Raw genomic sequence first — 26,291 nt, 5'->3', positions numbered from 1 at the left:
TAGGCTTGTTGCCGCCGATTTACGGCAGATTGAGCTGCCGCGCATACAACTCAACGTTCAGCATCCACGACGGGGTCAGAGCCACCGCCAAAGCGATCAGCAACACCGCGATAATCACGCCGTAAACCAGCATGCGCACCCACAGCGGACGGCGCCTCAGCGGGCGAATCCCGTCAAGCAGCAGCCAGGCCACAAGCAGCCCAATAATGAATCCGCCGACGTGGGCCTGCCACGCCACGTGCGGGATAAACAGCGGCATCGCGAAATTGATGACGATGCACACCACCATCGCGCGAATATCCGCATGCGTACGCCGGAAGACCAGAAGCAACACCGCAAAAAGGCCGAACAGTGCGCCGGAAGCGCCGTACCCGCCCGTCGCCCAATCGTGGGTGAAATAGCTGGATACAATCATACCGTCGGCCGCGCCGAGCCCGCAAAGCATGTAAACCGCAAGGAAGCACCAGTGCCCGAGCAGCCTCTCCAGATACGGCCCTATGGCAACTAACGTGAGCATATTGCCCAGCACATGCAGCACATTGGGGTCGTGCATGAACATCGACGTCAGCCACGTCCACGGCTTCAAAAGCGCCTGGCCGGGGATAAACGACCCGTTGTAGACCATCTCGTTGAACTGCTGCGGCGAACCGTAGTAGAAAAGCACTTCAAAGAGCCACACCGCCACACAGATGACGACAATCGCCCACGTAAACACCGGCCCGTCGGACTTCCAGTAATACCGCAGTTTCCGGAACCAGCGTTGCAAGTCATTGCTCTGATTGGTCATTGTTCCATGGTATCGGCGAACAGGTACAAGAACGCATCACACAATCTGCGATTTCGTTGCAATTCCAACAGATTTCCGAACCCACTCCCCTGGTTTTCAGCGTCAGGCGACCTTGAACTTTTTCGCTTTTCAAGGCTTTGCACTCAATTGTCACAAAATATCGGCTAGGATAGAAACAACGTTGGCTTGGATGCGCAAGCCGGCACTTAAGAAAGGAGCCGTCATGGAGAACAAGTCTTCTAACGGTTGGAAGTTCTTTGCACTGCTCTTCGGCGGTCTGCTCGCTGCAGTCGTCGGCCTGTATATGTACAAGCAGCAGAACCCCGACTATGATCCGTGGGAAGAGCCGTGGGAAAACAGCTCTTCGCCAGTCGATTTGGGTCTTGATAAGGAAGCCGATCCGAAGCCTGCAGAAGGCCCGGAAGCCGCTATCGCCTGACCCGTACTTATTCATCATCAAAACAGCCGCATTGCCTTGGGGGAGTGCGGCTGTTTTGCTTTGTCCATTTCCGTCCACGACACGAGGGACGATGACGCTATGGCAGCGATACGAGAACAAGATATTTCGAAGGGCATGGCAGCGCTCGATCAGTGGCGCAAAGCAACGGAAGCGCATCGTGGCGAACCGCTTGAGGCAAGGCTCACGTTTTCACCGAGCGGGATGCCGCGCAACACATGGGCCATGGCCGTGCGGTACTCGCTCTATCTCTTGGAAAACAAGGCGCCCGGCCCAGGCGTCGAAGTACGTGTGGCCCCTTGGGGAGCGGTGAAGATTCTCGACGGCCCAGCCTCGGACCCGCATAATCTCACTCCGCCGGACGTTATCGAGCTCGAACCGGATGTGTGGCTGCGTTTGGCGTGCGGCCTGACCAAATGGAGCGAGGAAAAGGACGCCGGACGTATCAGCGCAATAATAGGGGAGCGCGACGATTTGAGCGCGCTGCTGCCGTTGGATTAATGGTCCCTCAGGCCTGGCTGGGCTTCGGCTTGCGCAGGGCGCTGGGAACCGGCATGTGGATGGGCTTGTGCGGCTTAGACATCGCGGTCTTCTTGTCAGCGGACTTGGACTGGTCGCCGCTGGAAGCCTTGGCGGCAGCCTCAGCGGCCCACTTGGCGTAATCGTCCAAATCATCGTCGGCAACCGGCGAATCAATATGCTGATTAGCATCGCTCTCACGCACGTCTTCGTCGACTTTGCCGTGATTGCGGGAATATTCTTTTTCGACCTCGGTGAACGGATCTGCCGAACCGTTACCCGGTTCCTGAGAGCCGAGTTCTTTGGCCAGCTCGTCATAATCGGTGTCGGTTGTCAAATACTTAAGCTTACGGGCTATTTTCTTCTGTTTCGCCTTTTGACGTCCGCGGCCCATTTGACCCCCTGAATATCTTTTACTTGCAGTAATCCATCAGTTAGTAGAATACCACCCAATCTGTCACGTTTCATTGTCGGCTCAGACTTTTACGATAAAAACAAGATTTTCAAGGCATTTTCAACGAATGCGGTAAACGATTTGAGGGCAGGTCATGGCGGACGCACAGAACGGCGCAGAAAACGAACACGTAACAGCGGCGGGCAACGAAATCAGCGCGAGCTTCGTCGCCGCGAAGAAACGTTCGGACGCCGTTTCGGCCAAGCTTGAGAAGGATCCGAGCAAGTTCACCATGCTCACCGGAGACCGCCCGACCGGCCGTCTGCATCTTGGCCACTATTTCGGCTCGATTCGCGAGCGTGTGGAGATGCAGAACAAGGGCGTGCACACCAACGTGCTCATCGCCGATTATCAGGTCATCACCGACCGCGACACCACTGAGCACATCCAAGACAACACGCTCAACATGGTTTTGGATTATCTCGCGGCGGGCATCGATCCGAACAAGACCATGATCTTCGCGCATTCCGCAGTGCCGGCCGAGAACCAGCTGATGCTGCCGTTCCTTTCACTGGTCACCGAAGCCGAGCTGTTGCGCAACCCGACCGTCAAGGCCGAGGCCGAGGCAAGCGGCCATGCGCTGACCGGGCTTTTGCTGACCTATCCCGTTCATCAGGCCTGCGACATCCTCTTCTGCAAGGCGAACGTCGTGCCAATCGGCAAAGACAACCTGCCACACGTCGAAATCACGCGCACCATCGCGCGCCGCTTCAACGAGCGCTACGCCAAGAACAATCCCGTCTTCCCCGAGCCGACGGCCATCCTTTCCGATGCGCCTGAGATTCCGGGGCTCGACGGCCGCAAGATGAGCAAGTCCTACGGCAACTCCATCATGCTCGGCGCCACCGCCGAAGAGACTGCCAAGCTCATCAAGAAGAGCCCGACCGACTCCGAACGCCGCATCACCTTCGATCCGGTCAACCGCCCGCAGGTTTCAGCGCTGCTGACCACCGCCGGACTGGTGACCGACCGCGATCCGAAGGATATCGCCGAAGAGATCGGCGACGCCGGAGCAGGTGCCTTGAAGCAGTACGTCATCAAGTCCGTCAACGAATTCCTCGCCCCGCACCGCGAACGTCGTGCCGAACTGGCGCAGGACATGGACGCCATCCGCGACATCATCCACGACGGCAACAAGCGCGCCAACGAAATCGCCAACGAGACACTCGAGCAGGTCCGCGACGCCATGGGCATGAACTACTGAGTGAGTGCCGGCTTACTTCGGCCAGCGAAACCAGGCTTTTAGAATATGACCAGCAAGCAGTAGGTTCTACGAATTACGCTGGTCAGCATTTTGATAATCGGGGTTGTTCGAATTATGCGAATAACCCCGATTATTCGTATTATTTCTGTTACTCGCTTTATTCCTGCTGCTCGGGACACCAGCAATTTTGCCGAGTATCCAACAAACGATACCAAGGAAGATACCGCAATATACTGCTCCCTGAAGGAAGCCCATTCCCACGCTTGACTTTTGCCACATCCCAACGAAAATCACGACGATGACTTCCAGCACGCCAAAAGAGTATGCGTAATTCAGCATTGCTTGCCTAACCAGCTTGGCGAAGAAAACGGACTTGTTGGATTTCAGCTTCCGAATCTTCTTTCTTTCGTCATACCATTCGACACCAATATAAACAAGGAGAACGATCACCATGGCAACGGAAGTGAGCCAGGCTATTTTCAGTTCTTCCAGATCCGATGGGATGAAATCTAGATCGGCGAAATTGGAACCTTCCGGCGGAGCGCTACTACTGCTATAACCCGCATAACCAAGGGGGATTAAGGACAATCCGCCAGCAAATTTGCCGAGTCCCAACATCAGTGCATTCACGGCCGTCCTCGTTCCTATCCAATCAATCAATTATCGATAAAGACTTCATTTCATTATATAAATTATCTGACTAGCCTCACACGTCATAGCGCCAGGACTTGTCGGTGATGACGCGGGCCATTGCCAGGCCGATGGGCAGGCAGAGGATGACCATGAAGGCGCGGAAGGCCCAATCGAGGGCGTTCATGGTGTCGAACTGGCCGAGGTAGAACATCGCGCGGTACATATAAAGGCCAGGCACCATGATGACGATGGCCGGGACAGTCAGGCAGATGCGCGGGTAGCCAAGGTAGGGCGGCAGGAAGCCGTGACGCACCGCCGAACGCCAGAGCGAGGCGAGCAGGCCGGCAAGCATCGCGCCCAGGAACGCTGCGGCTTCCGGCGGCATGCCCATGTCGGCCACGGTCAAACGCAAGGTATCGGTGATCGCTCCGATGAAAGCGGCGGTGAAGCACATGCGCTGCGGCGAGTTGAAGAGGACCGAGAAGCCCCAGACCCCGCCGAACGCGGTGAGCGCGCGCAGGCCGGCGTTGACCCACGGGTTGAGGCCGAGCGGCTCGAAGCCCTGTGGATTGAGATGGACGATGGACGCCACCATCCAGCCGGCGAGCGTGGCCATCAAGATGAGCGACAACGTGTAGACCAGGCGCTGAATACCGCTCGGCAGATCCAATTTGGCGATGTCAAGACCGCCGGTAATCAGCGGAAAACCAGGGATGACGAAGAGCATTGCACCGATGTAGGCGGTGTCGTGGCGCAGCGCGACCGGATTGATGAACCCTATCAGCCGCAATGTGCCAATACAGGCGAACGCGGCTGCGGCGACGGCGACGAACGTGACGAAGAACTGGTTGAGATGGTGGGCGAACATCCGACGGCGAACCCACTGGCCGATACCCGCACCCACGAATGCGCCAATCATGTCGAACGGGCCACCGCCCAGCAGGAAGACGAAGCATGCACACGCCACGGCCGCCGCGAATCCGGAGAACCACGGAGCGTAAAGCGGCTTGCGGTGCTGGATGAGGCTCAGACGCTCGTGCGCCTGCCGCACGGTGATGCCGTGGTTGACCGACGGCTTTGAATCGCTTGCCTTTGTTGCAGCAGATTGCGTTGCGGCAGAAGGGTTGCCGGCTTTGGTGTTCTCAGTATTGCCGGATACCTTATTGTTCTTGCTCGCGACTTTATCGTTGCCGTCAACTTTGCCGGGGCGAATCGCAGAACTCGCAACTGCGGCATTCACTCGTGATTGATCGCCAACTTGGCCCGATGCCAGCGGAACATCAGCCTTGCCCCGCGCTTCGGCAGCCGCAACCTGCTCGGCGGCGACTTCCTCGCGAGTCTTGCCGATATGTTCGAAATGCTCGGCGTACTGGCCTTTCGGCGGGTGGTAACCGCGCTTTTTGACCCGCTGCATCGCCTTGTCGCGAACCCGCTGTCGCTTCTCAAACTCGCGATGCGCCTTCTGGGTGGCCAGCAACACCGAATGTCGAGCCTCTGGATTGTCAAGCTGCTGCACCACGGCCTGCGAAACGTCGGTCATGGCGTGGTAAGTCGTTCCCGACTCACCAATATTGACACTAAACCAGTCCGCAAAGTGCTCAAGCAGCCAAATACGCTCCGTATTGACTCCGGTTGTCGGCAAATCGACAACCTGCGTAATCCTGCTGACGCCGTCACTGCAGGAAGTCTCCATATCGGTCAGATTGACATTCGCACGAACGTGCACGCCGAGCGGGAAGCCGATGCGGTGCATCATCTCGTGAACACGAAAACTTCCGGTGCCTGCGCCGAGATCGAGCAAGCCGACGCGCACGATAATGCTCGCCTTCGCGGCGATACCCGCGTCGACCACCGGCGTATCCCAATCACGTTCGATGTCGGCGGTGTCCAACGGCATATAATGCGTCAGCCGATCGTGCACTTTGGCGCGTGTGTCGATGTGCGGATGGCGTTGCGCCTCGGAATCGTTCAATCCTCCATCGTTCCCAGCAGATTCGTTGCCGCTATTGACGTCGTTGCCGTCATCGTCCGGCATCCAAATGCCGCCGTCCTCATCGTCTACTGCCATAACGAACTTCCCCATTGCTCTCCGTCGTCTTCTCAGCGTCTCTCACGCCCGATAAACAGAATTCTCTGCACTCACGCTTCATCGGAATATAACAATATTGATAAATCACAAATTTTGACATATCTAATATTCCATTTTTAGCACTCTCACTCTAAGTTTCCGACCATGCCCAATCATTGGCGATGAATCCGTCCGGAATATGGCCATCGTGGTCTTTCCTTACCCAAATGTCGGTTAGGTCGCCCTACAATCGAACCGGACTCACCAAGCAATGGCTTTGGGTTCGCAACGGGTGGCACCACAACCGCGGAGGAGCCGCGGAATGCCAACAGATCGAACAACCGGATGCTTGGTTTGAAGGAGGTCTGAATGGCTAAGAGTACAAAAAAACAGCCAGATAACAATCAACCGATCACGCAGCCTGATGCCGCATTATTCACTTCCGGAGTAGGGACCAAAGGCCCCGAGGAACGTGATCTTCCCGAATCGCTCAAAGAAGATCTGGCACTCTGCCTTGAGATTCTGCGCACCGTGCTCGGGGAATACGACAAGGATCTGCTTTCCACATTCGACACCGTGCGCGACTATGCCGTCAAGGCCAGCGCCGAGCACTATGCGGAAACCATCGGAAACGAAAAGCCCAAGGAAGACAATCTTGAGAAGGCCGAAAAGGTCATCGATTCCCTGGACGTTCATCAAGCGCAGCTGCTTGCGCGAGCACTCACCACGTACTTCCATCTGGCGAATCTTTGCGAGGAAAACTATCGCGTCTCCGTGCTGCACCAGCGTGAGGCGAATGTGGACGAGGATGCAGCGACCGATCCGGTCAACGAACTGACCGGCGCCTACCACCAGCTCATCAATGAAATGGGCCCGGCCAAGGCCAAGAAGCTGCTGAACAAGCTCGAGTTCCACCCCGTGTTCACTGCGCACCCCACCGAAGCCCGCCGTAAGGCCGTTGAAGGTAAGATCCGCCGCATTGCCACGCTGCTGAGCGCCGGCAAGTACCTCGGCGGTTCCGACAAGAAGGAAAACTACCGTCGCCTTTACAACGAGATCGACGCGCTCTTCCGCACCTCGCCGATCGGCGCCAAGAAGCCGACACCGGTCGAGGAAGCCGACACCATCATCGACATTTTCGACAACACCTTGTTCGACACCATCCCGCAGGTCTACCGCCGCTTCGACGATTGGATTCTGGGGGACCAGGCCGGCATCGCTGAACCGCAATGCCCCGCGTTCTTCCACCCCGGTTCTTGGATTGGCACCGACCGCGACGGCAACCCGAACGTCACCGCCAAGGTCAGCCGCGCTGTGGCCCGAAAGTTCAGCGACCACGCCATCGAAGCGCTTGAAAAGGCGACCCGTACCGCCGGCACGAACCTCACGATGGAGGCCGTCACCACGCCTCCAAGCGACGAACTCGTCAATCTCTGGAGCCACCAGAAGGAAATGAGTGAGCGACTGACCGACAAGGCCGCCGCCACTTCCTCACACGAGCTGCACCGTGCGGCCATGCTGGTTATGGCCGACCGTTTGCATTACACCGTGGTGCGCGACGCCGACCTGATGTACAAGAGCTGCGATGACTTCATCGCTGACCTCAAGATCGTCCAGCGTTCGCTCGCGGCCGCCGGCGACAAGCGTGCGGCTTACGGCCCGATTCAAGACGTCATCTGGAAGGCACAGACCTTCGGATTCCACCTTGTGGAGACCGAGTTCCGCCAGCATTCGCTCGTTCATTCCCGCGCTCTGGAGGACATCCGCGAGCACGGCTTGCACGGCGAACGCGGCGAATTGCAGCCGATGACGCACGAGGTGCTCGACACCTTCCGCGCGCTCGGCGCTATCCAGAAGCGCAACGGCCAGAAGGCCGCCCGCCGCTACATCATCTCGTTCACCAAGTCCGCGCAGAACATCCGCGACGTCTATGAGCTCAACCGCATGGCGTTCTCGAACCCCGAAGATGTGCCGACCATCGACGTCATCCCGCTGTTCGAGCAGCTTGAGGATTTGGAGAACTGCGTCGACGTGCTCGACGAAATGATCAAGATCCCCGAGGTGCAGGCCCGCTTGAAGGCGACCGGCGGCAAGCTCGAGGTCATGCTCGGCTACTCGGATTCCTCCAAGGACGCCGGCCCGACCACCGCGACGCTCGCGCTGCATTCGGCGCAGGGACGCATCGCGGAATGGGCCAAGAAACACGACATCGACCTGACGCTCTTCCACGGACGCGGCGGCGCTGTTGGCCGTGGCGGCGGCCCGGCGAACCGCGCGGTACTCGCGCAACCTGCCGGTTCCGTCAACTGCCGCTTCAAGCTCACCGAACAGGGCGAAAGCATCTTCGCCCGCTACGGCAATCAGGCGCTGGCCATCCGCCACGTCGAGTCCGTTGCAGCCGCGACGCTCCTGCAGTCGGCTCCGAGCATGGAGAAGACGAACACCGAGATGACCAAGAAGTATGCGCCGATGACGCAGAAGCTCGACGAATCCGCGCACAAGCGCTTCCTCGACCTGCTCAATACGCCCGACTTCACGCCTTGGTTCTCCACGGTGACCCCGTTGACCGAGATCGGTCTGCTGCCTATCGGCTCCCGCCCGGCCAAGCGCGGCCTCGGCGCTAAGTCGCTCGACGATCTGCGCACGATTCCGTGGGTGTTCTCCTGGGCTCAGGCGCGCATCAACCTGGCTGCCTGGTACGGCCTCGGCACTGCATGCGAGGAATTCGGCGACCTTGAAACCCTGCGCGGGGCTTACAAGGAACTGCCGATGTTCTCGACGTTCATCGACAACATTGAAATGTCCCTGGCCAAGACCGACGAGCGCATCGCCAAGATGTATCTGGCGCTCGGCGACCGTGACGACCTGCGCGACAAGGTCTTGAACGAGATGGAGCTCACCCGCAAGTGGGTGCTCGCCATCGTCGGCGACCAGTGGCCGCTGCAGCACCGCCACGTGCTCGGCCAAGCCGTACGTGTGCGTTCGCCGTACGTCGACATCCTTTCCGTTATTCAGGTGCTTGCCCTGCGCGACCAGCGCAAACTGCAGAAGAAGCAGGATGCCGAAGCCGCTAAAGCAAAAGGCAACGGCAAGGTTTCTGCCAGTGCCGTCGCACCGAAGAAGACGGACAACGACGAGCTGGCCCGCGACCAACAGCGCGGCGGCTACACCTACCTCATCCTCTGCACGGTCTCCGGCGTCGCCGCCGGCCTGCAGAACACCGGCTGAGTTTGTAGCTGATTAAGCTAAGAAAGCGCCGCAGACATTTCAGAATCGTTATCGATCCGGCATTCGCCTGCGACGCTTTCTTATACCCTGATTTCGACTCAAATCAGTGAAAATGTGTAAGTCAGTGCCCAAAATAGCAGTGAAAGCGTGTACAAAAGTATCTAAAACTGCAGTGAAAGTGTGCATGAAAAGGCCCAAAATACTTGTGAAAATGTGTATGATAGAAATAGAAATGGGCATGAAAACGTGCGGCGCTACTCCAGAAAACGCAGAATAGAGCGGAAATACCATGAAACGACAACTGATGACAAAACTGGCTGATTGGAAAGATGACCCGCATCGTAAACCGCTGGTACTTGATGGTGCCCGACAAACCGGCAAGACCTGGCTGGCACAAGAGTTTGGCCGTACTCATTTCAAGCGTCTTGCCTACGTTTCGCTACAAGACAACGAAGCCATGCAAACGTTGTTCGAAGGCTCGCTGCTACCAGAACGCCTAATTCCCGGTATTGCACTGGCCGCTGGCACAAAAATTGATCCAAATGACACTTTGATCGTGCTCGACGAGGTGCAGGAAGTCCCGCGTGCAGTGGAATCCTTGAAATACTTCGCAGAGAATGCGCCCGAGTACCCAATCATCGCAACCGGCTCGACCCTTGGCATCACCATTCACCGCAACGTTTCATTCCCTGTCGGCAAAGTCGATATCTTGCGCCTCTACCCACTTACGTTCCGGGAGTTCCTAGACGCTTGCGGCCAAAGCGAACTACTGCAAATTCTCGACAATGCAAACACCGACATGATGACCGTATTCCATGAGAAATTCATGGAATACCTCAAGTACTATGCAGTGGTTGGCGGTATGCCTGAGGCCGTACAAACCTTTGTCAACACTTATCCCGGTGTTGACTTTGCAGGTATCACGCGCATCCAAGCTGCCATCGAACACGGCTATCGCAGTGATTTCTCGAAATACCCTGACGATATGCCGCAAGGCTTTCCACTACGTTTGGCGCAATTGTGGGACTCTCTGCCTCGCCAACTCTCGCATGAGAACAAGAAATTCGCATATAGCGCCATCAAGAAAGGCGCGCGTGGGCGTGAATACGACCTTGCGATCCAGCGCCTGCAGGATTCATCACTCGTCACGAAAATTCCGCGAGTACAAAACATCGAATACCCACTTGCGATGTTTGAAGACCAATCCGCCTTCAAACTTTTCGTGCTCGATGTGGGACTTCTGCGCGAGATGAGCGGCATCGCACCACAGGTCATCCTAAACGGCGATGAGGTATTTCGCACTGCCAAAGGCGCACTAGCCGAACAACTCATCTGCCAAGAACTCATCGCCGCCGGTTTCACGCCATATTATTGGACCGACACCAACGCCACTCACGAGCTAGACTTCATCATCCAGCTCGCCAGCAAAGTCGTCCCGATTGAGGTAAAGGCCGGCACCAACCTCAATGCCGCTAGCCTCAAATACGCCATGAAGAAGTTTGACCTACCATCCGCCGTACGCTTCTCATCCCTTGCCCCACGTCACGACGGCGTCATCTACGATTTGCCGCTGTATGCGGTAAACATGATTAGCTCAATTCTGCAGTAATAAAATTTGTAAAGCCATCTTAAAGAAAACTATCGATGAAGAAAGACTAAAATCAATGACGAATCAACTTATTATATTAGGTAATGGCTTTGATGTTGCATGCGGATTGAGTTCTTCTTATACCGACTTTTTCAGAGATCGTTATAGTCTACATAAATGGAATCCAGCAGAAGGCGCAAATCTCACTGACGAAGATACGAAACTCGCAAAGCATATGTTGCCTAATGACGGTAGCATCAATGCTGATTTTTGGAAAATCGATAATCCGAATTTTTGGGATTTAGTCTTTCTCACTGATTGCCAATACGGCTACAATTATGACGACGGTCATGACTCCGCGACAACTTGGCATGATGTTGAAACCCTTATCCAGCAAATTCTTGATTCCCTTATCGAAAATCAAGCAGCCAATTCTGACGGCCCAGAACTATGGACTATATCTGATTGGATTTCTTCTTGCATTAATAGATTAACATATTGCGATGCCCCTTTCCCTATAGAAAACCACTCTCAAACGCAATTTGAATTCTCTCTTGCGAGGTGTTTGGAAACATATCTTGACTATAGGAAAGTTAGCCCAACTGGTGATGCATACTATTCTAGTAATGCCTTTATCACTTTAAAATCAGAACTCAACAATCTTGAACAGGCGTTCAGTAAATATCTGAGTCAGGTTTGTGTTTTTGCCAAACATCCAGGTCAATATGCCGGGTCACATGCTTCTTGGAGAGAGAAAACAACACGGAATGAACAAGAGAAATATAGATATACGGCAAATAAATTATTAAACCTTATAAAAGGTGTAGATAACCAAGCAGGAGATTCTACTTCAATACTGTCGTTTAACTATACAACTCCATTTGGCAAGAACGAAACAACTCGCAATATTCACGGCACTACGGACAACGCTATTTTTGGTATAGATCCTGCTCTCACTAACGTAGATGATCTCGGGATTTCACCAGATGGAAGAAAGATTTTTACTAAGGATTTTCGTGTCCTCGAACTCCACACAAATCATCGCTATGAAAAAATATTGCATCCTGATGGGCATAAAGAGCATACTCTTGACTCTATTAAAGTTTTCGGGCATTCACTCGGAGATGCCGATTATTCGTACTTCCGTACGTTATTCGATGATGTAGATTTATACGACGGCGATACAGCATTGATTTTCCTTTATACTGCAGGAGCTAACGTCACTGAATTGAACAACAATGTCGCGCAGCTCATCGGGAAATATGCATTGACTCTTCCGGAAGAAAAGCAGCAAATAAACCTAATAACTAAACTGACCCTAGAAGGCAGGCTGAATATCAGATATATCCCAGAATCCGAGTTTAAGACAGAGACTTATCTCAAATAGTATGGCTACTTCTTACACCACAAGCTGAGCGGCGTCATCCAGCGTCAACCCTGTCCAAAACGGATGTTGAGGGCCTGGCTACCACCATATGCAACGATACGGGGCAGTGAGTCAATCGATAGCTTCATCGACTTTATCCAATCGGCTTATTTCCAACGATTATCGCCATCTATCCCACAATTAACATAAAAAGACCTCCGCCGGAATCAGCCGGGGAGGTCTTGAGAATGGTTCAAGCGAAGTCTAGAAAACGGCTCGAGTCAATCAACCAAACAGTCAGCTTTCGCCAATTGGTCGGCTCGAGCCGTTGGGCAATTATGCCTCGTCGATCAAGTCGAGCATTTGCGGGACCGTCTTCTTGCCGAATTCGACCTTTTGGGTGGTCTTGCCGGAGGCATCGGTCTTGTTGACGACGATGCAGGGGACACTCATCGCGCCGTACTGGCTCTGCAGTTCGGGGAAGTGCGAGATGTCGTACGCCTCGGCCTTCACCTTCGGGTTGTCGGAGGCGATGCGCTGGGCGGAAAGCACCGTGGTCGGGCACATCGTGCAGGTCAGCGAAACAAGCACCATCACATCGGTGGTGCCGCCGTCCGCGTCGAGCTTCTCGATGCGCTGCTGGGTGTCGTTGTCGACGGACTGGCCGGGGCCAGCCGCGTTGTAAAGCGCCAGCACGAACGAGTTGAACTCGTGGCCGCTCGGCACACCGTGGAACGCAAGACCCGTGGGCTGCAGCGAGCCGTCGGCGCCCGCCTTGCACAGACGCACGCACGGACGAGCCATCGGCATCACACCTGCAACGTCGAACTTGGCGCGGCCTTCCTCATCTTCCTCACCTTCACCAGGCTCAGGAGCGACAACCGAAGTCAGCTTGCTTGCCGCCGCTCAAAGAAACCAGCTCGTCGATGAAGCCCTTGAGCTCCTGCGAAAGCTTGGTCTTGTCGAGCGAAAGCTCGAGCACCAGCGGCTGGCTCATGCGGCCGAAGACCACATCGAGCTGCTTGCGGATGGCATCGTCGAAGAACCCGGAGGTCTTGGCAGGGCCGTTCTGAGTCGCAGAGGCTCCGGCCGTGGCCGCAGGAGCAGGGGAGGTGCCGGAATTGGCGGCCTTCCTAGCCTGTTCGGCCTCACGCTTCTCGTAATTCGAGCTGGTCGGGCGAGGCGGCACAAGGCCGGTCTTCTCGCTCAGATCCTTGGCGTAACGCTCGAGTTCCACGCCCGCGACAGCACCATCGGAAACGGCGGTGACCACCTGGCGCAGGTTCTTCTCGCGCAGGTCGCCGGCCGCGTAAACGCCGGCGGCGGAAGTCTCAAGATCGTCATGCGTGATGACGTATCCGCGGTCGTCGAGATCGAGAACGTCCTTCAAAATGCCGGTTTGTGGCACGTAGCCCGCGAAGACGAACACACCGAAGTTCTTGCTCTTGGTGGGCTTCCATTCGATATCCTCGCCGGTTTTACGGTTGTGGAAGATGGCGCTGACCAAACCGCCCTCGCCGGCGGAAACCGACTTCATCTCGGTGTTGTAGTGAATCTCGATATTGGGGTCGTGCTTGGCCTCATTGGAGACGGACGCGTCGCAGGTGAAATCATCGCCACGCACCAGAATCGTGACCTTGCTGGCGTACTTGGTGAGGAACACGGATTCCTCGGCCGCGGAGAAACCGCCGCCCACGACGACAACTTCCTTGCCGTTGAAGAATTCACCGTCACAGGTCGCGCAGTAAGAGATGCCACGGCCGGCATATTCGGCCTCGCCCTCGAACCCGATCTTGCGCGGGTTGGCACCGGTGGCCACCAAAATACCGAAAGTCTTGAGATCTCCGCGGTTGGTGTGCACGGTCTTGATGTCGCCCTCAACATCCAGCGACGTTGCGTCGGCCGCCATGAACTCGGCGCCGAAGTCCTCGGCCTGCTGGCGCATGGTCTCGGTGAGCGTACGGCCGTCAATCCGAGCGATGCCCGGGTAGTTGACTACCTCATTGGTGATGGTGATCTGACCGCCGAACTCTTCCTTCTCCAGGATAAGCACACGGTAGCGCGCACGCGCCAGATAGAGCCCGGCAGTAAGGCCCGCGGGGCCGCCGCCAATGACCACGACATCATACAAATCGTCTTGTTGTTTCATGATTTCCCTTAATCCATTCCATATCGCGCCGACGCACAGCCCATCGCACGTCAATCATCGACGCCGCTCGCCACGACAACGCGGAAACAAACATTTTCATACGCAAAAGTATGCACCAACAACCCATAAACAGGCAGTTTTCAATGTCGCTCTTCAGTGTGCGCAGAAAACGTCCATCGCGCAATCAAAGTGAACGTTTCCCGCATCCATTCACAGCGATGCCGAAAACGTTCACTCCATGACGCGAATCAAGCTATTGATCAGAGCTGGCCGACGAGGTCGAGGCTCGGGGCGATGGTCTCGTCGCCCGGCTCCCACTTCGCAGGGCAGACCTGGTCGCCGTGCTCATACACGAACTGCGAAGCTTCGACGCGGCGCAGGATCTCTTCGGCGTTGCGGCCGACGTTGGAGGAGATGACCTCATAGGCCACAACCTTGCCCTCGGGGCTCAGGATGAAATCGCCGCGCTCAGCCTGGCCGTTGACCTCGTCATAGCTGTCGAGATCGCGGGAAAGCTGGTTGGTGGGGTCGGCGACCATCGGGAACTGGATCTTCGCGATCTTCTCGTTGGCCTCGTGCCAAGCCTTGTGAACGAACTCGGTGTCGTGGGAGACACCGTAAATCTCGCAGCCGGCCTTCTTGAAGTCCTCATAGTGATCGGCGAGGTCTTCGAGCTCGGTGGGGCAGACGAAGCTGAAATCGTTGGGATAGAAGAAAACAAGGGACCAGTGGCCCAGCATATCGGCCTTGGTCAGCTTGCTGAACTCGTTGTTCTGATAGATATTGGCCGTGAAATCGGTGATCTCATGCTGAAGCATCGTCATAATGTGTACCTCTTTACCTCAATACTGTATTTGCCACCACGCGCGAACCGGCCCATATTGCTGTTCATCCCCGTCCAGCGTCCTGTTATGAACGCCCGAATCCTTAAAGTTTGACGCCTGGTCATTGACCTGCGGAACCGTTATCGTCGTGGAGTTTCCATGCTATCTCGATAACTTGTATTACCGACAATCAGCATGCGTTTGTAGGCACATCTTTTCGCGAACCGCAATACCTTTGCACATATCGGCATTCTTTAACAAATAAATACGAAATGAAGTGGTCTGAAAGCCAATTAACCTGTATTCCTTTCCGTTCTTTGGTTTTCCATTTTCCGATGTCAAAAGAGAGTAGAGTCGATTACATTATTCGCTATTTTCGTTGACTGAGCACTTTCATTCTGCGAAAGGAACCGACATGACAGACAACATTCAGCACGCCGACAACGCATCCGATAATCAAAACGAAGACGCGCAAAGCAAGAACCAGAATTCCGACGAATCCACGGCCAACGCGACCTGGAGCCGCATGCTGCAAGGCAACGCTCGCTTCGCCTCCGGGCAAGCCGAGCATCCTTGGCAGGACAAGGAGACACGGGAATCACTGATCGATGCACAGCACCCGGACGCGGCTGTGCTTTCCTGCTCAGATTCGCGCGTGCCGCCGGAGATTATCTTCGACCAAGGCTTGGGGAACATGTTCACCGTGCGCACGGCCGGGCAGACGCTGGATGACGCGGTCATCGCATCGCTCGAATACGCTGTGACGCACTTGGGCGTGAGCGTTCTGGTTGTACTCGGGCACGAACATTGCGGCGCGGTCGCGAGCGCCGTCGCCGAGCTCGACGCTCTCGCTTCCGAAGCCGGCATCGACTTGGGCGCAACCTTCGCCGCAGAAGTGACTGATTCCGAAATGATTGACCCCGCAGCGAGCGATACGGATAACGCCGACGACGTCTTCGACAAGATGGAAGAGCTAGTCGCCGCTTCCGAATCCATACTCGTGCGTTCGGTCGGCGCCTCTGTCCTGGCCGCTCAGGAGGCAGCGCTAAGCAACACCGACGATTTCGAGCGCGTCCACGTCGCCCGCACCATCGAGGCACTGGTCGACCGCTCGACCGTCATCCAGGAAGCCCTCGCTGCCCAACGTCTCACCATCGTCGGAGCCCGCTACCAGCTCACCAACGGCAAGGTCGAAGTACTCTCGTTCTAAACCACAGCGACCGAGATTTATTCCCAGCACAAAACTGTGTGGGCTACTGGAAATGACGCATCTACTGCCCTTATGACCGGCCGACAATCCGTCATCGACATAGCACTAAGGCCAAAACAAAAGGTCGTTGGTCCCTCAACGTAACTACTGGAAATACATGAGTTACGTTCAGATTCCAACGACCTTTTAGCCATGTAAACGGCTACTGCTTCACGACTTCGAAGATACGCTCCGTCTCGGGGCGACAACGCGGCATACGTACGCCGACCGTCATCAGGTATTGGCCGGAAACCGCCACATCACCCAGCGGGCCATAAGTGTCGAAGGACTCGAGCGGGGCGAAAAGCTGAGGAACAGCCGTCCAGCGAACCTTATATTGCGCATGCTCATCAAGCCCAGGAATGCGCAAGTAGACGCCACGATTCGAAAGCGACTCGTCATATTGCACGTGTTCGATGATGGCGCGCGAACCGTCGTCTGCAACCACGCCATATCCCAACACCGCGGGATCGGCAAGGTCCAAACGCACGAATTTTCCGGAATGCAGGAAATCGCGGTTGTTCTTATACCAAGCCACCCAAGCGGCTAGCTTCTTCAGATCGTCTTCGCCTGCTTGCGTCAAATCCCATTCGATGCCGAAGGCGAAGAACGCTGCGGTGGCGGCACGGAAATCGAGGCTTAGCGTGCGCTCAGTCTGCTGCGAGACCGGTTGCGAAATATGTGCTCCGATATATTCAGGCGCGACGGTCTGCACGGTCCAACGCTGAATCTTCTGTCGGCTCATGGCATCGGTCATGTCGGAACCCCAGAAACGCGACACCTTCTCCACGATTCCCGTATCAATGCGCCCGCCGCCGGATGCACAGGATTCCCATTCGATATTCGGGAATTCCGCGCGCAACTCATCGAGCAGACGATAGAACGCGTCGGTCTGCGCATGCACCGCCGGAGCGCCGCCACGCAGATTCGTGCCCGCCTCAAGCAGGAAACGATTGTGGTCCCACTTGATGTAGTCGACGCCGGTTTCCGCAATAACCTTGGAAATCGCATTGAATACGTAATCGAACGCCTGCGGATTCGTCAAATCGAGCACCAGCTGGTTGCGCTGTTCGATTGGTGTGCGACTGCCGGCCTGCATAATCCAGTCCGGGTGCTCGCGGTAAAGATCGGAATCGCGGTTAATCATCTCCAGCTCAATCCACAAACCGAACTCCATACCAAGCCCACGAACGTAATCGGAAAGCGGCTTGAGCCCATTCGGCCAAACGTCTGGGTCAATCCACCAATCGCCGAGACCAGCGTGGTCGTCGCGGCGCAGATGGAACCACCCGTCGTCGAGCACATACCGTTCAACGCCGATCTTGGCCGCAATCTCAGCCAGTTTCTTGAGCTTGGAGAAATCATGATTGAACATGACCGCTTCCCATACATTGAGCGTCATGGGCTGGGTCTTGGGATGCGCGGCCAGCGAGCGCTCCCAAGCGTGAACGCTTTGCGCGGCACCGTCCAAGCCTTCGTTCGAAGCCGTCACCATCACCCACGGCGTCGTATAGCTCTCACCTTTCGCCAGTACGACTTCGCCAGGCAACAGAAGCTCGCCGGCGTTGACGCCAGCGCTCTGTTCGTCGTCACGGTCGACGGCGATGGTGGAATTGCCGCTCCATGACACCTGAACCATCAAAACGGATCCGTTATGGAAATCAAATCCTTCGGTACCGGCCACAATTAGCGGGCCGGCATACCCCGGCTTGCCCTTGCGAAATTCGCGCAGCCACATCCCGTCAGCAACCTGATGCCGCTGCGGCTGGCGCTCACGCTCGTGACGCCCGCAAAAGTCCAAGAATTCGGTCATATCATCACCAAGCGGAACGTGAACGTCGAGGCCTTCCAACATATAGGAACCGGAAGCGACGTTGGTGAGCGTATGACGAATCCGCAACGAACCGCCTTTCAGCGCCCCCACTTCGGTCGCGAGCTCGAGTCCCGCATCGTCGTCGCGGGCCTCATAACGCAACGTATCGCCCGAAACTGCCGCCGGTTTACTTATCTTGAAGCGCGGCGACCAAGCACGGCCGACCTTAAGGCCATTGGCACCATCGGCATCGCCAGCAACATCAGCAACGTTCACAGCGCCACCGTCACTATCCGCTGAGCCGTCACCACTCACACGCTGCCCGCGCAGACCAGGGCGAGTAAACACATCCAAGGCATGCTCAACCAACATGCGTACGCGGTCGCGGATCCTGATCAACGGGCTGCCCGAACGCACTGGCATCACGACTCGAAAAAACGCCAATAACATTGGGCAGGTCGTCGCCGACGGAACTATCGGTCATGGCCAAACGGGTCAACGGCCACTGTGCAGAGGTGGCGGATGGGAACAACATAATTTTTCCTTTACTGAATGTTTTGAATAAATGTCAACTGCTTGTTATCGACTGTGCATCCCAATGTCACGCAGGCCGTCGAGGTCATTTTCCCAAAAAGCAATGCAATGACTTCGACGGCATACGCATGATGCCCGTCACTTCACCGAACCAGCAACCATGCCGGCGATGAAATACTTCTGCAGGAACATATAGGCCACGACCATAGGCACCGCGGCAATCAACGCAGCCGCAGCGGCAATTCCCAGATTGTTGGTGTTCGCCGAGAAGAACGAGGCCACGCGCGGGGCGATGGTTTGCTTGGCCGGATCGGTGAGGATGTAGCTGGAAAGCGCGTAATCGTTCCAGACCGTCGAGCCGGTCATGATGACCACGGTGGCCGTCACGGGCTTGAGCATCGGCAGGATAAGCCTGCCGAACACCTGCAGCTTGTTGGCGCCGTCGATGGTGCCTGCCTCGTCGATGGCCGGCGGAATCGCCTTGATGAACGCGGTGTACAGGAAGACGGAAAGCGGTAGGTTCGTGGCGGTGAGCACCAGAATGATGCCCCAATACGTGTTCGAGCCGTGGATATTGACGAGGAAGGTATAAAGCGGCACCAGGATGGACAGCGGCGGAATCATCATCATGGAGAGGATAAATGCCGACACCAGGCCATTGAACCGCGTCTGTCTTCTCGCCAATGGATACGCCGCGGCCGCACCAAGCACGCAGACCAGCAGCGTGGTGACAGCAGTGACGATGACACTGTTAAGCACCGACTTGAGGATGCCGCCTTCGTTGATGGCGGCGGTCCAGTTGCTCCAAGCCAGATTCGCCGTGCGAGGGATAAGCGCCGACGTCATGTCGTCCGCAGGCTTCAGTGAGGTGGTGATCGCCAGATAGAACGGCACCAGTTGGCAAACGATAACGATAGCCAAAAACAGGTAGATCGCCCAACGCCCACGCTGGTATTCCTTACGTTCCTTGCGCTGTTCGCGTTGCTCGCGCGTCTCATGAGCGCGTGAAACTTCGGATGCTGATATGGACTTCACTTGTGTTTTTCCGCTCATAATCACTCCCACTCCAACTTGGCTAGGCCTTTGTTCACAGCGAACGTGACCACCGCGATGATGATGAACAGCACCACACCGATCGCCGAAGCGTAGCCCGCAGCCTGGTTATCGAAGTAAACCGTGCCGATGTAGGTGGATAGCGAGTTGGTGGAATAGCCCGGGCCGCCGCCGGTCAGCACCTTGATGACGTCGTAGAGCTTCAGACCACCGATGAGGTTCAGGACCACGCTGGTGGTGAAGGAGGGTGCCAGAAGCGGCAATTGAACGTTCCAGAATTTCTTCCAGCCGTGCGCCCCGTCAACCTCGGCAGCTTCCAGCACTTCCTGGTCCATGGTCTGCAAGCCGGAAAGGTAGATAATCATCGAGACGCCGACGAACTGGATGGAGTTGACCAGCACAATAATCGCCACGGAGAAGTGCGCGTTGTTGAACCACGCCACCTTCGGCAGTCCCAGCCAGACCAGAATCTGGTTCAATGCACCCTGCTGGTACTGGAAGATGAAGTAGTACATGATGCCCATCACCACAGGCGCGACCAGCGCGGGAAGGTAGATGATGGCACGAATCAGCGTCTTACCATGAATCTTGGTGTTGAGCAGCAGAGCGAGCGCCAGGCCCAGAATCTGCTGAATCACCGTGCTGCCGATGCCATAGATGAACGTGTTGATGAGAATGGTGCCGAAATTATGGTCGGCAAAAATCTGGCGGTAATTGGCCAATCCGACGAAGGTTTTGGTGGCGTTGTATCCATCCCAGTTGGTCAGCGACAAGCCGATGCCGGAAATCAGGGGGTAAATGATGAACACCGTCAGAATGATGACGACGGGCAGATAGAAGAGATTGACAGCCGCTCCGTGGAACCGCCGCCGCGAACCGTTGTTTCGGCTCTTTGGCCTAGGCAACGGTTCAGCGGCGTCCGCAGGCGGACCAGCCATCTCAGCTTGCCGAGATTGTTCGCTAGTCACGATAGTCACTCCTCGAAATCAGGACTTCTGCCCGTACAGGCTGTTGAAGGAGGTCTTGACCTGCTCGGCCGCCGACTGCGGAGTCAGTTGACCGGTGATGAGGCCGTCGGTCGACTTGGCCAACGTGTTGTACATGCCATTGGGCAAGTAGGCGCGGTCGAAGAAGGGCACCGTGCGGGTCTTCTGATTGTTGACCCAGTAGTCGTAAGTGTCTTGGAATTGCCCCAAGGCCGAGTTGATGCCCTTGAGCGCGGAATCATTCATGCTGACGTTGACCAGTTTCTGCATGTTGGCGGGCTTGGCCATGAAATCGATGAACTTGAGAGCCTCGTCCTTGTTCTTGCTCGTCTTGGAGACGCCGAACGCCATGTCCTCGCCGGTGGAGAAGTAGGGCTTGCCGACCTGGGCCGGAACGGGGAACATACCCAGTTTGACGTTGGGATTGAAGGATTCCATGAGCTGGGCATTGCCATTGGCGCGCAGGAAGAACGCAGCCTGGTCGGAGGCCATCGCGCGGGCATCGTCATCCGCGCTGGCAGAGGTGTAGTCGACGTTGAAGTACTTGGCATCGGCCCACTTCTTGACCAACGAAGTGTACTGCTCGTAAACGCTGGTGTCGAACTTGCCCTTTTGAGGTCCTTCAGCTGAGCATCCGTATACATGCCTGGCAGGAGGTAATCGGCGATGTCGCCGTCGGCGCCGGGGTCCTTCGGATTGCTGACAATTGGCGTAAGGCCAGCAGCCTTGACCTTGGCGCATGCCTGATCGAACTCGTCCCATGTCGTAATGCTCTTGGGGTCGATGCCGACCTTTTGCAGCACAGTCTTGTTGTACATGACTCCCGAAACCTGAATATCTACAGGAAGCGCATAGAGATTGCCCTTGCCGTCCTTGAAGATGCTGTCGCCAAGAGGCTTCAGGTTCTTCGCCCAGGAACGATTCTGCAACGGCTCCAGGAAGTTGCCGTATCGATCGCGGGACCAGCCGTGCGTGGCCCAGATATCAGGCGGATTGTGCCCAGCCAGACGAACTTTGATGTCGTTTTCATTGCTATCGGTGCCCGGCAGCAGCTTGATATTGACACCGGGGTTTGCCTTTTCGAAATCCTTGGCAATGGTCTGCAATGCCTTGAGTTGCGGAGTTCCCGAAGACTGCATCGTCATAAATTCAATGGTTTTGGAATTCGACGAATTCGATCCACCGCCACAAGCCGAAAGACCGGTCAACGCCAAAGCCGCACTCACCACAGCGGCTCCGATTCGAAACTTTTTCATAACACACCTCTTCCGTTGAGTTAAAAAGAGAGAGCTAACAACCGTGTTGAGTTTCTCTCTAACAACAATTTTGAATACTACACGTGTAGATTTTAATTTGCAACTCTCATCGGCAACCAACGAGAAAATAATTCAAACGTCAGCCAACGGCCTCCTGCTAAAGCTTTGATAATTCAGCCTTGAATCTATACTGTAATAATCCGCTCGTTTCCATTAACTGCAAAGGATTCTCATGGCCAAGGCAACTCGCAATGATGTAGCTCGTTTAGCCAACGTTTCTACAGCAGTAGTTAGTTACGTTTTCAACAAGGGCCCACGCAACGTATCCGAAAAAACCACAAAACGAGTACTCCAAGCCGCACGAAAACTGAACTACCAACCAAATTCAATCGCTCGAGCGCTGCGCACCGGCAATTCCAATACACTCGGCGCCGTAATCAACGATATGACCAATCCTTTCAATGCCGGAGTCTATGAAGAACTGGAAATGCTCGCAGCCGAGCAAGGGTATTCGATGCTGTTCGCGGCTTCTCACGGCAGCCCGGAACGAGAGCACCTCGTCACCGAACAGCTCATCAACCGCAACGTCGAAGCGCTGTTTATCTCCCCTTGCGAAAACATTGAGCTTTCGCCGATTAATACTGAAAGCTGCAAATTCATTGTTTTCGATGTTGACAGAAAACTCGCCAACGCCACCACCATTTCAACGGACTATGCCAAAGCCGTGGAAACAGGCATGGCTCACCTTTTTGAACACGGCCACACCAACGTCGATATGATCATCGGCAATTCACTCAATGGAATCAGCGACGGACGCGTCAAAGGTTGGTATCACGCCTTCACGCAAAGGGGGATACCGGCCGGGCATATCGAATATACAAGCTTCACGCGCAATGGTGGGTATGAGGCCATGCTGCGCATCCTCGATGCCCCGGATCGCCCGACTGCCATATTCGCCGGTTCGGATCTCATTGCGCTGGGTGCGCTGAGAGCCATGCACGAACGGGGGATACGGGTCCCCGAGGAAATGGCCATTATCTCGTTCGACGGCACTGTCGATTCGCAATATACCTACCCGGAACTTACCGTGCTCGAGCAGGATCCCAAGGCCATCGCACGGCTTGCCCTGGAAACGGCAATCGACCCAGATTTCAAACCCAGTTTACATCTACTCGAGGCGAAACTAGTAATTAGACAGTCTTGCGGCTGCAACATGGAAACAAAATAAGCAATTACGAAATCCTATTGGTCTCACTGGCTCATATCTTGGTCGTATCTTAAATTCATCAAAATCCGCCGGTCGCTCATCTGATCCATGCCAAAAGCTCAGACCCCGGCATCCGTACTACCGCTCGACGGCATATCGCTTCAATAATCCACTGGCCAGAGCCGATACCAACGCGACCACGGCAAGCCCGCCGCGCCACCAATAAGCCCGGTCCGAAGCGCCGGTAAACGGAAGGTTTGAGGTCACAGGAATCCATCCTGCGTGCAGCGTCACATCCTTGGTCACCGGTGTATTCGTGAAATCGAACGTGTCTCCGACACCCGTTCCCGACGGATTCACTTGATCGTACCAACCGGTGAAACGGTATCCCACGCGCGTTGGAACGACAGTCGGAGTCTCAAGCTTGTAGCCGCTGTACACCTGCGCCGATGACGATTGCCCCGGCAACAACGCGTCCTCGCCAAGATCAAACGTAACCACGTGCTGCGCGACTTTGTAAGATCCGGTAATAGTACCCGAAAAGATGCCGGTGGTATTGGGCAACTGCACTGCAGCAGAGAACTCCTGAGTCAACGGTTCCGGGGAATCATCACTATTGAACGGCATCGGGCCAGCCCACGTCAGTTGCTGATGCTCGGCATCAAAATGGCCTGCGCTGGGCAAGACGGACGAATCGGACATTGGCTCGACAGCAGCGCCAGACACCGAACCATCGGTCGACGATTTCTGCAACGTCACCGCTGTGGGCATCGACAGCCCCGGATCAGCCGTCAACTGCGGCAACGTCACTTTTTGATTGTCGGCGCAGAAGTTGGAATTGCCGACATCGCAACTGTAGTTGGTGCCGCCACTCAAGTTTACGAGATTCTTCAGCGGTGAAATATCACGGATACAGTTGCTACCGATATAGAGTATGGTCAGCCCTGTCAGCCCCTCCAGTGGAGAGATATCCGAAACATTGTTATGATGCAGCCACAGTTTACTGAGACTGGTCATGCCACGCAAGGAACTGATGTCGCTGACATCGTTGCTGGATAATCCGAGCATGTTGAGATACGGGAAATTCGTATGGTTGATGACGCTGATGTCGCCGATGGTGTTGTCGTCCAAAGAAAGCGAGTACATTGCATGCAACGAGGCCAATTTATCAATGGAGGGAATCTTGTTGTGTTTCAGCCGTAGCGTATCCAACGCCTGCAGTTGGCTCAAAGGCGACACATCATCAATCTCGTTGTCGTCAAGATACAGACCTTTAAGGTTGGTCAATGGCGCAGTGCGCGGCGAAGCCAGACCGGAGAGATCGGAAATCTGATTGTCGGACAAGTCCAGAATCTGCAACTTCGACAAGCCGGAAAGACCGTCCAAACTAGAAACCTTGTTGTGGGACAGATACAGCGATTGCAGACTCGACAAGCCGGAAAGACCGCGTAAATCAGAAACCTTGTTGTTGGTCAGTTCCAGATTCGCCAAATTCGACAACCCGGAAAGACCGCTGACATCGGAAATGTTATTGTTCGACAGATATAGAATCGCCAAATTCGACAACCCGGAAAGCTTGCTGACATCAGTAATCCCGTCGCCGATCGCGAAAAGGTTCGAAAGCTTCGGCAAGTATTGCAACTGATGCAAATCATTGCTATGCGCATCAAGGATGTACCCCGGCGCGTCGCTGATATGCAATTCTCCTAAGCCTGTGAGCGTCTGCAGACCGTCCAGCTCGGAAATCTTCAGCTGGACATTTTCCGTCTCGTTGCCCGTACCCAAATTGAAGTTCAAATTCCCGAAGAACAACGCGTCACGTTGGGTCCATACATCCGAAACCTTGATACCAGCGGTCGCCTGCGCCGATTTGATCAATGTCTGCGCCAGCTCCTCATCGGGGAAGCATGTGGCCACCGTATCAACACCCATGATGCACTTGTGGTCATGCCCGTCCAACGTGTCCTCATAACCCCACATCGGCCACACCGTCTCGCTACCGGTGACCGGCACCGTCGCGTCGAACGGCACCATAACGCCCTCACCGCTGGTGTCCGTGCTGTCTTTGCTTACGCCCCAGCCCATGAAATTGAGCCCTTTATTATAGGTCTCCGGCGGCGTTGGAGTCGTGGGCAACTCATCTATATCCAGCTGCTCGGTCAACAGAGTCGGCGGAGTACTGGCAGCAATGCCGTCAGCATTCATCTGCGTCTTGAACGTCACCGTATAGACCTTCGTCCATACCGCATACACCGTTTGCCCGTCCGCCGACATCGTCATGGTATCCGTAACATGGGCCTTGGCATCTCGGAACGTGCTGAACGGAGTCAGTTTTGTCGTCGACCAGCCCATGAAACGATAGCCGTCCCAAGCCGGCTTGCTGGTCCAACAATCACCTGCATCTCCGGTCGTCAAAGAGACCGTCTCTCCGGAAGCATGCTGGGCCGAACAAGTGGTCTCATGCCCGGTGCCTGTTCCGGCCCAAAATAATCCTTCGCCCATGTTCGCGTCGTACGTCAGCGAATAGGCCGCTCGAAAATCAACATTACTGGCAGCATGATTCGGCTGATTAACGCCGCTAGATGAGGTACCGCCATTGGGCTGCGATGCCCGGTTCTCGGTCTGCCTCGTATATTTTGCTAAGGAATCGATACGGGAGGCTCTTTCGCTCTTCTGCGAGGCCGAAACCGATGACGCACACTTTGCAACCATGCCATTCACGTATCCGCCGAAAACAGGCTTCTGTTGGGAAATGGCAACAGCCACGCCGAGACATATAGCCAGTAGTATCAGAATCACGGCAATCCACAACCACTTACGCATCTGCGTCCGCACAATAACCCCTTTCCAGTGCCTTGAGGCACATTGCACCCCAATCGCGTCATCCAAACGCGAATTACAGCCGCAATGCCGCCT

19 protein-coding genes and 2 pseudogenes are annotated in these 26,291 nt (G+C 55.4%); 8 read left to right on the top strand and 13 right to left on the bottom strand.

What is annotated here, in order from left to right:
• Window positions 1-19 precede the first annotated feature (19 nt).
• A complete protein-coding gene (locus OZX57_RS00235; protein ID WP_277162248.1) occupies window positions 20-787 on the bottom strand; it encodes a rhomboid family intramembrane serine protease in 768 nt (255 codons plus the stop codon).
• A gap of 223 nt (window positions 788-1,010) precedes the next feature.
• On the opposite strand from OZX57_RS00235, the gene OZX57_RS00230 reads away from it, so the two are divergent.
• Complete coding sequence (locus tag OZX57_RS00230) at window positions 1,011-1,226, top strand: hypothetical protein (RefSeq protein ID WP_277162247.1); 216 nt, start codon at window positions 1,011-1,013, stop codon at window positions 1,224-1,226.
• 99 nt (window positions 1,227-1,325) lie between these two features.
• Window positions 1,326-1,745, top strand: a complete 420-nt coding sequence (locus tag OZX57_RS00225) for a sterol carrier family protein (RefSeq protein ID WP_277162246.1) — start codon at window positions 1,326-1,328, stop codon at window positions 1,743-1,745.
• A 7-nt stretch (window positions 1,746-1,752) separates the two neighbouring features.
• Here the strand turns inward: OZX57_RS00225 and OZX57_RS00220 are convergent, their stop codons facing one another.
• Window positions 1,753-2,157, bottom strand: a complete 405-nt coding sequence (locus OZX57_RS00220) for a DUF3073 domain-containing protein (RefSeq protein WP_277162245.1) — start codon at window positions 2,155-2,157, stop codon at window positions 1,753-1,755.
• 154 nt (window positions 2,158-2,311) lie between these two features.
• On the opposite strand from OZX57_RS00220, the gene trpS reads away from it, so the two are divergent.
• Window positions 2,312-3,421, top strand: a complete 1,110-nt coding sequence (trpS, locus tag OZX57_RS00215) for a tryptophan--tRNA ligase (protein ID WP_277162244.1) — start codon at window positions 2,312-2,314, stop codon at window positions 3,419-3,421.
• Between the two features lie 66 nt (window positions 3,422-3,487).
• On the opposite strand, the gene OZX57_RS00210 is transcribed toward trpS, so the two are convergent.
• Entirely contained in the window at window positions 3,488-4,051 is a 564-nt protein-coding gene (locus OZX57_RS00210; protein WP_277162243.1) for a hypothetical protein, read from the bottom strand.
• A 76-nt stretch (window positions 4,052-4,127) separates the two neighbouring features.
• Window positions 4,128-5,951 carry a threonine/serine exporter family protein gene (locus OZX57_RS00205; protein ID WP_277163010.1) on the bottom strand — a complete coding sequence of 608 codons (1,824 nt, stop codon included), beginning with the start codon at window positions 5,949-5,951 and terminating at the stop codon, window positions 4,128-4,130.
• A 540-nt stretch (window positions 5,952-6,491) separates the two neighbouring features.
• Between OZX57_RS00205 and OZX57_RS00200 the strand changes: the two genes are divergently transcribed.
• From OZX57_RS00200 to OZX57_RS00190, 3 genes are all read left to right on the top strand, one after another.
• Window positions 6,492-9,350: a phosphoenolpyruvate carboxylase gene (locus tag OZX57_RS00200; protein WP_277162242.1), complete on the top strand. Its 2,859-nt coding sequence runs from the start codon at window positions 6,492-6,494 to the stop codon at window positions 9,348-9,350.
• Between the two features lie 289 nt (window positions 9,351-9,639).
• Complete coding sequence (locus OZX57_RS00195) at window positions 9,640-10,959, top strand: AAA family ATPase (RefSeq protein WP_277162241.1); 1,320 nt, start codon at window positions 9,640-9,642, stop codon at window positions 10,957-10,959.
• A gap of 55 nt (window positions 10,960-11,014) precedes the next feature.
• A complete protein-coding gene (locus tag OZX57_RS00190) occupies window positions 11,015-12,325 on the top strand; it encodes an AbiH family protein (RefSeq protein ID WP_277162240.1) in 1,311 nt (436 codons plus the stop codon).
• Window positions 12,326-12,640: 315 nt separating this feature from the next.
• On the opposite strand, the pseudogene OZX57_RS00185 reads toward OZX57_RS00190, so the two are convergent.
• Together OZX57_RS00185 and OZX57_RS00180 are read right to left on the bottom strand one after the other, a co-directional pair.
• Window positions 12,641-14,453, bottom strand: a pseudogene (locus tag OZX57_RS00185) (FAD-dependent oxidoreductase).
• A gap of 260 nt (window positions 14,454-14,713) precedes the next feature.
• Window positions 14,714-15,277 carry a redoxin domain-containing protein gene (locus OZX57_RS00180; RefSeq protein ID WP_277162239.1) on the bottom strand — a complete coding sequence of 188 codons (564 nt, stop codon included), beginning with the start codon at window positions 15,275-15,277 and terminating at the stop codon, window positions 14,714-14,716.
• A 526-nt stretch (window positions 15,278-15,803) separates the two neighbouring features.
• Here OZX57_RS00180 and OZX57_RS00175 point away from each other — a divergent pair.
• Window positions 15,804-16,487 (top strand): carbonic anhydrase, encoded by a 684-nt coding sequence (locus OZX57_RS00175; protein ID WP_277163009.1) that lies wholly within the window; start codon window positions 15,804-15,806, stop codon window positions 16,485-16,487.
• 202 nt (window positions 16,488-16,689) lie between these two features.
• Here OZX57_RS00175 and OZX57_RS00170 read toward each other — a convergent pair whose 3' ends face one another.
• From OZX57_RS00170 to OZX57_RS00145, 6 genes and pseudogenes are all read right to left on the bottom strand, one after another.
• Window positions 16,690-18,711, bottom strand: coding sequence for an alpha-galactosidase (locus OZX57_RS00170; RefSeq protein WP_277162238.1), 2,022 nt, complete (start codon window positions 18,709-18,711; stop codon window positions 16,690-16,692).
• On the bottom strand, window positions 18,701-18,874 hold the full coding sequence (locus OZX57_RS00165) for a hypothetical protein (protein ID WP_277162237.1): 174 nt from the start codon (window positions 18,872-18,874) through the stop codon (window positions 18,701-18,703). Before OZX57_RS00165 ends, OZX57_RS00170 begins: the two co-directional genes overlap by 11 nt.
• A 137-nt stretch (window positions 18,875-19,011) precedes the next feature.
• Window positions 19,012-19,926 carry a carbohydrate ABC transporter permease gene (locus tag OZX57_RS00160; protein WP_277162236.1) on the bottom strand — a complete coding sequence of 305 codons (915 nt, stop codon included), beginning with the start codon at window positions 19,924-19,926 and terminating at the stop codon, window positions 19,012-19,014.
• A 2-nt stretch (window positions 19,927-19,928) separates the two neighbouring features.
• On the bottom strand, window positions 19,929-20,894 hold the full coding sequence (locus tag OZX57_RS00155) for a sugar ABC transporter permease (protein ID WP_277162235.1): 966 nt from the start codon (window positions 20,892-20,894) through the stop codon (window positions 19,929-19,931).
• A gap of 18 nt (window positions 20,895-20,912) precedes the next feature.
• On the bottom strand, window positions 20,913-21,482 hold the full coding sequence (locus OZX57_RS00150) for an extracellular solute-binding protein (protein ID WP_277162234.1): 570 nt from the start codon (window positions 21,480-21,482) through the stop codon (window positions 20,913-20,915).
• A 101-nt stretch (window positions 21,483-21,583) separates the two neighbouring features.
• Window positions 21,584-22,051 (bottom strand): annotated as a pseudogene (locus OZX57_RS00145) (extracellular solute-binding protein); the annotation flags it as partial.
• A 349-nt stretch (window positions 22,052-22,400) separates the two neighbouring features.
• On the opposite strand from OZX57_RS00145, the gene OZX57_RS00140 reads away from it, so the two are divergent.
• Window positions 22,401-23,396, top strand: a complete 996-nt coding sequence (locus tag OZX57_RS00140) for a LacI family DNA-binding transcriptional regulator (RefSeq protein ID WP_277162233.1) — start codon at window positions 22,401-22,403, stop codon at window positions 23,394-23,396.
• 117 nt (window positions 23,397-23,513) lie between these two features.
• On the opposite strand, the gene OZX57_RS00135 is transcribed toward OZX57_RS00140, so the two are convergent.
• Window positions 23,514-26,210 carry a leucine-rich repeat domain-containing protein gene (locus OZX57_RS00135; RefSeq protein ID WP_277162232.1) on the bottom strand — a complete coding sequence of 899 codons (2,697 nt, stop codon included), beginning with the start codon at window positions 26,208-26,210 and terminating at the stop codon, window positions 23,514-23,516.
• Window positions 26,211-26,291 lie beyond the last annotated feature (81 nt).

Origin of the sequence: Bifidobacterium sp. ESL0682 (genome assembly GCF_029392815.1) — a bacterium.
In the GTDB taxonomy this organism is placed as follows: Bacteria; Actinomycetota; Actinomycetes; order Actinomycetales; family Bifidobacteriaceae; genus Bifidobacterium.
This window is presented reverse-complemented; position numbering and strand designations above follow the sequence as displayed.

What these genes read in the sequence shown, in the direction of transcription:
- OZX57_RS00235 (WP_277162248.1), bottom strand. Translation starts at nt 787, where the DNA reads ATGACCAATCAGAGCAATGACTTGCAACGCTGGTTCCGGAAACTGCGG.
- OZX57_RS00230 (WP_277162247.1), top strand. Translation starts at nt 1,011, where the DNA reads ATGGAGAACAAGTCTTCTAACGGTTGGAAGTTCTTTGCACTGCTCTTC.
- OZX57_RS00225 (WP_277162246.1), top strand. Translation starts at nt 1,326, where the DNA reads ATGGCAGCGATACGAGAACAAGATATTTCGAAGGGCATGGCAGCGCTC.
- OZX57_RS00220 (WP_277162245.1), bottom strand. Translation starts at nt 2,157, where the DNA reads ATGGGCCGCGGACGTCAAAAGGCGAAACAGAAGAAAATAGCCCGTAAG.
- trpS (WP_277162244.1), top strand. Translation starts at nt 2,312, where the DNA reads ATGGCGGACGCACAGAACGGCGCAGAAAACGAACACGTAACAGCGGCG.
- OZX57_RS00205 (WP_277163010.1), bottom strand. Translation starts at nt 5,951, where the DNA reads ATGCCGTTGGACACCGCCGACATCGAACGTGATTGGGATACGCCGGTG.
- OZX57_RS00200 (WP_277162242.1), top strand. Translation starts at nt 6,492, where the DNA reads ATGGCTAAGAGTACAAAAAAACAGCCAGATAACAATCAACCGATCACG.
- OZX57_RS00195 (WP_277162241.1), top strand. Translation starts at nt 9,640, where the DNA reads ATGAAACGACAACTGATGACAAAACTGGCTGATTGGAAAGATGACCCG.
- OZX57_RS00190 (WP_277162240.1), top strand. Translation starts at nt 11,015, where the DNA reads ATGACGAATCAACTTATTATATTAGGTAATGGCTTTGATGTTGCATGC.
- OZX57_RS00180 (WP_277162239.1), bottom strand. Translation starts at nt 15,277, where the DNA reads ATGACGATGCTTCAGCATGAGATCACCGATTTCACGGCCAATATCTAT.
- OZX57_RS00175 (WP_277163009.1), top strand. Translation starts at nt 15,804, where the DNA reads ATGCTGCAAGGCAACGCTCGCTTCGCCTCCGGGCAAGCCGAGCATCCT.
- OZX57_RS00170 (WP_277162238.1), bottom strand. Translation starts at nt 18,711, where the DNA reads ATGTTGGTTGAGCATGCCTTGGATGTGTTTACTCGCCCTGGTCTGCGC.
- OZX57_RS00165 (WP_277162237.1), bottom strand. Translation starts at nt 18,874, where the DNA reads ATGTTGTTCCCATCCGCCACCTCTGCACAGTGGCCGTTGACCCGTTTG.
- OZX57_RS00160 (WP_277162236.1), bottom strand. Translation starts at nt 19,926, where the DNA reads ATGAGCGGAAAAACACAAGTGAAGTCCATATCAGCATCCGAAGTTTCA.
- OZX57_RS00140 (WP_277162233.1), top strand. Translation starts at nt 22,401, where the DNA reads ATGGCCAAGGCAACTCGCAATGATGTAGCTCGTTTAGCCAACGTTTCT.